This window comes from Flavobacteriales bacterium (assembly GCA_016779995.1).
In the GTDB taxonomy this organism is placed as follows: Bacteria; Bacteroidota; Bacteroidia; order Flavobacteriales; family UBA7312; genus UBA8444.
The window spans coordinates 1-7,719 of the sequence record JADHMO010000024.1 but is presented as its reverse complement, the minus strand read 5'-3'; the positions used below and the strand labels follow the sequence as shown (position 1 = coordinate 7,719).

The 7,719-nt window shown below is 32.5% G+C and carries 9 protein-coding genes; 3 read left to right on the top strand and 6 right to left on the bottom strand.

Annotation, left to right across the window (positions count from 1 at the left end; all coding sequences use genetic code 11):
• Positions 1–438: 438 nt before the first annotated feature.
• From ISP71_08675 to ISP71_08665, 3 genes are all read right to left on the bottom strand, one after another.
• Positions 439–786 (bottom strand): hypothetical protein, encoded by a 348-nt coding sequence (locus ISP71_08675; GenBank protein ID MBL6664159.1) that lies wholly within the window; start codon positions 784–786, stop codon positions 439–441.
• 12 nt (positions 787–798) lie between these two features.
• A complete protein-coding gene (locus ISP71_08670) occupies positions 799–1,761 on the bottom strand; it encodes a hypothetical protein (GenBank protein MBL6664158.1) in 963 nt (320 codons plus the stop codon).
• A 198-nt stretch (positions 1,762–1,959) separates the two neighbouring features.
• On the bottom strand, positions 1,960–2,469 hold the full coding sequence (locus ISP71_08665; GenBank protein ID MBL6664157.1) for a helix-turn-helix domain-containing protein: 510 nt from the start codon (positions 2,467–2,469) through the stop codon (positions 1,960–1,962).
• Between the two features lie 214 nt (positions 2,470–2,683).
• On the opposite strand from ISP71_08665, the gene ISP71_08660 reads away from it, so the two are divergent.
• On the top strand, positions 2,684–3,694 hold the full coding sequence (locus ISP71_08660) for a site-specific integrase (protein ID MBL6664156.1): 1,011 nt from the start codon (positions 2,684–2,686) through the stop codon (positions 3,692–3,694).
• Here the strand turns inward: ISP71_08660 and ISP71_08655 are convergent.
• The 3 genes from ISP71_08655 to dcm are packed head-to-tail and all read right to left on the bottom strand — an operon-like array spanning position 3,691 to position 6,753.
• On the bottom strand, positions 3,691–4,179 hold the full coding sequence (locus tag ISP71_08655; GenBank protein ID MBL6664155.1) for a hypothetical protein: 489 nt from the start codon (positions 4,177–4,179) through the stop codon (positions 3,691–3,693). The genes ISP71_08660 and ISP71_08655 overlap by 4 nt on opposite strands.
• Positions 4,172–5,527, bottom strand: a complete 1,356-nt coding sequence (locus tag ISP71_08650) for a hypothetical protein (GenBank protein MBL6664154.1) — start codon at positions 5,525–5,527, stop codon at positions 4,172–4,174. The genes ISP71_08655 and ISP71_08650 overlap by 8 nt, the downstream gene beginning before the upstream one ends.
• On the bottom strand, positions 5,527–6,753 hold the full coding sequence (dcm, locus tag ISP71_08645) for a DNA (cytosine-5-)-methyltransferase (protein MBL6664153.1): 1,227 nt from the start codon (positions 6,751–6,753) through the stop codon (positions 5,527–5,529). The genes ISP71_08650 and dcm overlap by 1 nt, the downstream gene beginning before the upstream one ends.
• 83 nt (positions 6,754–6,836) lie before the next feature.
• On the opposite strand from dcm, the gene ISP71_08640 reads away from it, so the two are divergent.
• Together ISP71_08640 and ISP71_08635 are read left to right on the top strand one after the other, a co-directional pair.
• On the top strand, positions 6,837–7,334 hold the full coding sequence (locus tag ISP71_08640) for a hypothetical protein (protein ID MBL6664152.1): 498 nt from the start codon (positions 6,837–6,839) through the stop codon (positions 7,332–7,334).
• Between the two features lie 6 nt (positions 7,335–7,340).
• On the top strand, positions 7,341–7,719 hold a 379-nt coding region (locus ISP71_08635; GenBank protein ID MBL6664151.1), incomplete at its 3' end, for a DUF3883 domain-containing protein.

Genomic DNA, 7,719 nt, shown 5'->3' with positions numbered 1-7,719 from the left:
AAAATAAACAAGAAGCCATCACACTTTGCTATATGTTTTTGAACAGAATGGGCGTCAAACTTGTTTTATTCTTACTAGATTTCTGAAAAACCCTTGTGGGCGCTACAGGATTTGAACCTGTGACTTCTTCCTTGTAAGGGAAGCGCTTGTTAAAATCTTTAAAGATTCCAATATAAAATTGTATTAAATATAACTTATTTCATCAATAAGGTGACTTTTTAGTGACAATTAAATAGTATATTTTTATGGATGCAATTTTATCAATACTTGGTTTTGGCTTAATATTGTTTTTCTTTGCAAGTCTTCAAGGTGATAAGAATTCGTATAGAACACAAGCAGTTGGTAGTTTGGGAGTTTTTTTCACTATGTTGTTCGGTGGATTAATAATTATTTTTATTTACATTGCATTAAATTAAACAAAAATAATTATTAATTAAATTATTCCTCTTCAGAATTTGCCCAGGGGTTACGGCTAGTAGGGTTGTTGGTATAAAAATTTCTTGTCCAAGCAGCAGACCCAACAGAAGGATTCGTCATTTCTTGATTATTTAAATGTTTTTCAATCATTCTTTGTTGTTTTAATAACTCCTTGCTTCTAAGATTCCAAAACAATGGAATTCCTATAAAAAATACTGATAACCCAATTCCAACCATTTCAAATCCAAAAATTAAAATTGCTGCAAGCGGCAGTGATAATGCAAATAGTCTGTGATATAGCCCAACTTTCCAGCCGAAATTATCAAATTTATTCCAGTATCCATCTTTTAAGCCATCATTTTCAAACATATATCTACCTTATCAAAAGCTCCACTCGGGTTCAAAAACAGAGTTAAGATAAGTTCTTTCGCTATAACTCTTCAAAATATTTGAATACTTACCATTCTTTTCAATCACATCTGCAATGTAATGCCAAGGCAACAAGATTAGTTCAGAACCTTCAGAAAAACTGCTTACTTCGTATTCCCAAAATTGAATAAAAATTCCAAATTGTGAAACAGCAACTGCACTGCAACACTCAGTCAGTTCTTCTAATGTTGGAAAAGGTTTAGCAAACTTTAAAAAACTAGTGCATTCATCTGATGTCAATACTGCACAGAGCTGGTTTTGCATTGCAGATTCTAATATCTCTATGTAATCATCATTTGAAGTATCAAATAATTGCACAACATTTAAGTCTGAGCAATCTTCAGTAAAAATATTTATTGATTCAGTGTAGGAAATAAAATGTGCTGCTCCAAAACTATATGTTTCGTTTGAAATAAGTATTGATATAACCTCATCTGATATTTCAATAATGTCATATTTTATAGTCAAGTATTCAGCAAAACCGCCCCAGTCTTCTTCAGCCTCTTCGGGTGTAGTTAAATCTAAAATTGATTTTTTTTCTTCAACCAATCTCTCAACTATTGTGTTTATTTTTGTATTTACAACATCTGAACAGGCAATATCTTCATTTATCACTGGAATTCTTATGTCGTAATAGAAATCTTCAGAATATTCGTGTTGTGGCTCTACCTTTTTTTGTTCGAATGTATCAAAATTTGAATAAACCAAAGGAACATTTTGATACATAGACCTTCTCAATACTCCACGATATCTAATAGTTTCAATCTCTTCTTTCTTAGGCTCTTCAAGAGTTACTTCTTTTATTGTCGTGGTAGTTGTAGTTTCTTCTTCGACTTGAACAACATCTGAAACTGTTTCACTAGACCCACCGCAGGCCATAAGAACAATCACTAAAACAATTAAATATCTTTTCATTGTTCTAATGATAAACAAAAGCTCTGTCAAAAATTGTCATTTCATATGTCAATATCGTCGCGTTATTATCTTACAAATTTCAAAATAAGACCGATAAAAGTTAGATATTTCATCTAATTTGTTAAATAGTTTTGCGACGCTATAAGCAATTCACTATCACTAATGGATATAGTTATTGGATATAGTTAGATTGACATTTCATACAGATTTATCATCATTTTTATCCACTTTTAACTCTTTTGCTAGCTCAATATCCTTAATAAAACGTTCTAAATCTTCTATCTTTGGGTTTTTGTCATATATATTCTTATACATAACCCCGAGTTCCTCTTCGTCAAACCTAAGTTCATCTAAATGCTCTATACAGTAATCCATATAGATACCTTTTTTTATAGTGCTTCGATTACAGAGCTCAAGACAATTGCACTTTTTAGTTTCTGAAGGAAAACCGTATATGTTTGAATTGTCATAACGATGAATCACTTTTAAATGACCCAATTCTTTTAATTTTTGAATATGTCGTGATACCGTTTCTTTTTGGAATCCAGTTTCAAAAGCTAAAATATCTAGTCCGGGAAAACAACCTAAAGGGTCGTCGTTATTCCTATGTCCTCTAATTGTTATGTAAGTAAATAACATACCCGGCTTTACATTTCTGTCGTGTCTTACGATAAGTGGGACTTGAACAAATCCATTTTCTAATTGCATACGTCATCTTTCCGTTAAGAAAGAAGACGGATTCCCACCGTTAAATAGAGCTAATAGCTTAGTGTTGTGTTGTGCCTCGTTCGGCTTTACTTGCAGTGTTTCAGCAAGCCATTATTTTCTTCTTTGCCATTACTTAGGGTGAATTATAAATCTAAACCATTTATATAGGTTTGTTTTTGAGTGAAATGTCATATGACAGTTCTATATTTACTATATGGCAGCAATAAGGGAACACCCTACTACTAAAAGACCATCTGTTTACTGGTATGAGCCTAATGGCAGAAAGAGACAGAAAACATTCCAAAATAAGTCTGATGCGGTAAAGTTTAAAAAAATTATTGAAGCAGAGCTATTAACTAATAGATATACAAGTCCTTTTGCAGGACAAACATTAATTCAAGATTGGTTGGAAACTATAGGATATTCAAAACAATCCAATAGGGAGTCAACAAAAATACAACATAAGTTGATGTATCAGAAGTTAATTGTTCCATATTTTGGTTCCAAAAAATTAGATGCGGTTAGACCAACTGATATAGTTGACTTTTTATTCCATTTACAGAAGCTAGATTATTCCTCTGAAACGCAGAGAAAAGTATTGAACTTACTTTCAAGAATATTTAATACTGCTATTGAAGAGGAAATGATTGTAAAAAACCCCTGTAAGACATCCCTTGTTCGCTCAAGCGTGTCTCCACCCGAATATAAAGAACAGAGGTTTCTTACAAAAGATGAATTGAATTGGCTTTCTGACTGCATTAACCCTCAATACAAAGAGCTTATTTTGTTTGCGGGACTTACAGGACTAAGAAAAGGCGAGTTGTTTGCTTTAGAAACATCAGATATTACTGATAATAAGATAAAGATTACAAAATCTCTTACTTTGATAAATGGTAAAGCTGAGATTACCCACCCAAAAACAAAAAGAAGCATTAGAACAATTGATATACCTACTGAGTTATTGAATTATTTTTTAAATCTCAAAGAGGGTCCTGTGTTTCCGAGCATTAAAGAGAGCAGGATGCAGGCTGGTAATTTTAGAAATAGATACTTTCAGCCAGCAGTTAAAGCATCAATTGGAGAACCTTTTAGGTTTCACGACTTAAGGCATACAGCAGTAGCTCTCGCAATTAAAGACAACAAACATCCATTTGAGATTTCTAAAATGTTAGGACACACGAGTATTAAAACTACATTTGATGTTTACGGACACTTATTTAATTAAATTATTTCTGCAATGACCTCAGCATCAAATTCAAGATAACAACCTTGCCACCCAGCTCTTCGTGCATTTGGTCCAAGTGGTTTTCGCGGTATAACATTCTCAGCTCTAATATTCTTAGCCTCAATTAATTTGATATCTAAAACAGTATGATGTTCTTTATCATATTGAACTAACATCAAATCCCACTCAACTTCACTGTTTATTGAGTTCAGTGTTGTGGTGTATTCAGCTCCTAAGATTTTTAGTTTGTTGTTTCTATTAATTGAAAAGGGTTTTGCACTTGATTTTATTTGAATATTTCTTCCACACTGATTGCATATACAGTCAATAGACTTCTGATTTGCCGGTTGTGTAATTAGTTTCCCACCACAATTACAAGGGATATTGTTTTCCACCCACAGTTCAATTACCTCACCATAAATTCTTGAATTGCTTTTCCACTCACTATTTATTTGAAGCATTTCATTTTCAAATGAGTTATTCATTATTTAATATATTTTCCTCAATGTATTTTTTATGTATCCAAAAACTTTGTTTTTTAACATCAACACCATAATGAGTAGGGTATTTATCATTACTATCACGACCGTGAGGTCTTACGTGAACAAAATAAGATTCTTTAGTTTTAGGTAAGTTATCAGCTTGCTTATCAAGAATTAATTGCTTGGTTTTCTCCCATATGCGTTTTGCTTCTAAAACTTCTTTTGGAGGCGCATTCCAAAATGTAATTTTTTTTAAATAAAACTTATCATTTATATTCTCCCAAAATACAAACATAAATTTTGACTCAATAATCTGATGGAAGTCTGATTCCTCCCACTCCTGCTGAACAAGCTCATCGTATTTCATATATGGAAATGAGATATTTTCTTTAAGCTTTCCATCAAATACTCTGCAGGTTTTGTGAATCAACTCAAGGCTTTCAAAGATGTTCTCCGAATACTCATCTAGAAGTATTTTCTCGACTAGCTTTTTTGATACTTTGGAAATAAAGTTTTTTTGTGTGCTTTTTTCAATCCCAAGCATTGCAATAGTATCTTCAAGTGATATATCTTTAAACTCTTCTAATTTTTTCAATAAAAACTCTTGTGGAGCAACAATTTGTTCAACAGGTTTCTCTTCTTCTACTTTGACTTTATCTTGAATAAAAAACTCATCTTTTTTAAGAAGTGTTGTTACGAAGGCTGGTTTTAAAGCGAATCTTCTAGGGTGCGCAAGTTCATCTGAAAAAGGTTGAGCTACATATTTTTGGTTTTTACCACCTGTTGTTGCTGCCTCAAGAAACAGTGTGTCTCCACCGGATATTTCGTGAGCTTTACCATTAGCAACCTTATTTTTAACAAGATTCCAGTCATCTCTAATTTGAGCAATCTCAGAATTTGTATATTGAACAATATTTACATTGCTAACTTTGTAATTTCTAGGGTCCTCATTTTTTTTATAAACGTGAAATACTAATAAAGGCATTTTTAACTTTTCCCAAACGTGACTTGATTCAAATGATTCATTAATAATGTTTGAGAAATTAATTATGCCAATAGCTAGTCTTTCTTTTGCTCTAAATCCTTTCGACGTTTCCACAATTGCACCGGACTTTAGTTCCACATCTACATAACCAAAATCCGGTTCCGGATTGTTATTTGGGTTAAACCCAAAATAGAATTTCTCTAAATAGTGTCCAAAATTACCTTTACCTGCATAACTTTTTTCTAAAATATCTGAATGACATTTATCAGCTAATGTGTGACCTTTTAAGTCTTTTGCATAATCAAAAATTGACGAGATAGAGTATGGGTCGTATTTTTCGGGTGAGTAATATTCGTTAAAATCCACTATTGATTAAAACGATACAGAGTTTCTCCAATCTTTTCAACTACACCTACAACCAAGGCATTTCCCATTAAAAACCCTCTTTTTGAGTTTGTTACACCTTCAAATTCTGTGTGATTATCGGGGAACATATTCAATCTCTCCAGCTCTAAAGGCGTAAGTCTTCTTAACCCATCTTTAGTTTGAATAGCGTGTCTAAATCTTGATGGACTTTTACCTCCCTCTGAAGTGATAATTGTTCGAGATGGTTGGTCTACATCGTCGGGAAACACCATAGAGCCTTCAGCATACTTATAGACATAACCGTCAGCTGATACACGTTCTTCACTTTTTGCACCTTTTAAGTATTTCCATTGTGGAAGTTCAGACTTGGGAATGAAGAACTCTTCATCGACTTTACCCTTTTCAAGAATTGACTTTAGGGGAGTAGGCTTTCCTTTATAAACTGGGAAAGTTTTTAAGGTTGTTACCTCTCCATCTATCATCATCCCAGTGTTTTCAAATAGTGACTTCTTGCCACCAACATTGAAATTATTTGAAATATCAACCAAGTCATTATCTAGAACAAATTCAGAGACTTCACTATCTTGTTCTGCTTTAAAAGTATTTTGAATAACTCCGTCTTTTAATAACCAATCTATTGGAGCGCTTTTCTTTAATTGTTTATACACTTTAGAGTCTTTTTTATAGCCTAGAAAGAACACCCTTCTTCTTCTTTGTGGCATTCCATAATCTGCCGCATTAATAACTCTCCACTCAACTGCATAACCCAAGTCATTTAAAGACTGTAGCATTACTGCAAAGTCTCGACCTCTTTGGCTTGATGGTGATTTCAGCAATCTATCTACATTTTCTAAAAATAGAAATGTAGGTTTATCTTTTATTTCACTCAAAATTCTATGAATAGACCACCAAAGAACACCTTTTTTACCAATAAGTCCTTTGGAGTTCTTAAGAGTTGTGGCAACTGAGTAATCTTGGCAGGGAAATCCACCACAAAGCATGTCGTGTTTAGGTATTTCACTTGTTGGAACAGTCTCTATATCTTCACTTGAATGACCATTAGGTCCAAATCTGTCTTCATATATAAGTGATGCGTGCTGAGTTTTTGTTTGAGGTTCCCATTGATTACTCCAAACAACCTCGTATTTGTTATGTTCTTCTAGACCTAATCTAAAACCACCAACACCAGCGAAGAGTTCAACAACTTTTAATTTTTTCCCAGCCATTAAATTAACTATAGAGATTTATTGTGACAATACTGAGCTGTTTACTAATTGAAAAATCTTAATTATTTGGTGATAATTAGCTTATGAATCTAGAAAAATGGTCAAAAATTGAAACAACAAATTTCAAGAGACATATTAAAAAATATTTTTATGTAAAAAGGATATATTTAGAATATGATTTTGGATATAAGGGATTAAAAGTATTTTTTACAGATAAAGGTATTTTTGGTGCGTTTAGTAGCCGACTTCGATTTTCAAAACACCACAAGGAGAACAGACTGGGCTGTGTATGCAACTCCTCAAGAATTATGTGGGAAGAAATAAATAGTATCAAATTTACAAACAATTCATTAGACTTGGGCGCTATCGGAGCTGACAATGCAATTCAAAACAATAAAGAAAAGTTTGAAATAGCAGAAATTAAATATCATAAAGAATTTCAAGACATTGTTGAATATAAACAAAACGCGTGGGGAGCTCTTGCTGGAAATAGTTTTTCAAAAATTCATTTAAAACTTCCACTTCCTTTAAATATTCAAGAAATAGATTATGCGAAAAGTTTATTTAAAGACTTTAAATAGAAAATAATGAAAAATTTTGAATTCAGAAGTGACATAGATGCAAAAAGTGCATTAACAAAATACTTATCAAAAAAAGGGTATAACAAAATTGAGGTTGTATCTAGTCCTTCAGATATTATTGCTTTTAAAGATAACAAAAAATATTATTTTGAAGTTAAAAAGACATCTAGAACCGATAAATATTTTGGTGCAGCGACAACAACAGAATGGAAAGCTGCATTAGAAAACCCCGAAACATACTTCTTTGTAGTTTGTATTAAAGGAAATGATGATTGGAAGTTTAATTTCTACACTCCACAAGAATTCCTAAAGTATTCAACTATTCCTCCCTTTAAAGTTTATTTTTCAGTTCCGCTCTCAAAAGAAGAAGAGTCAAAGCCAATTA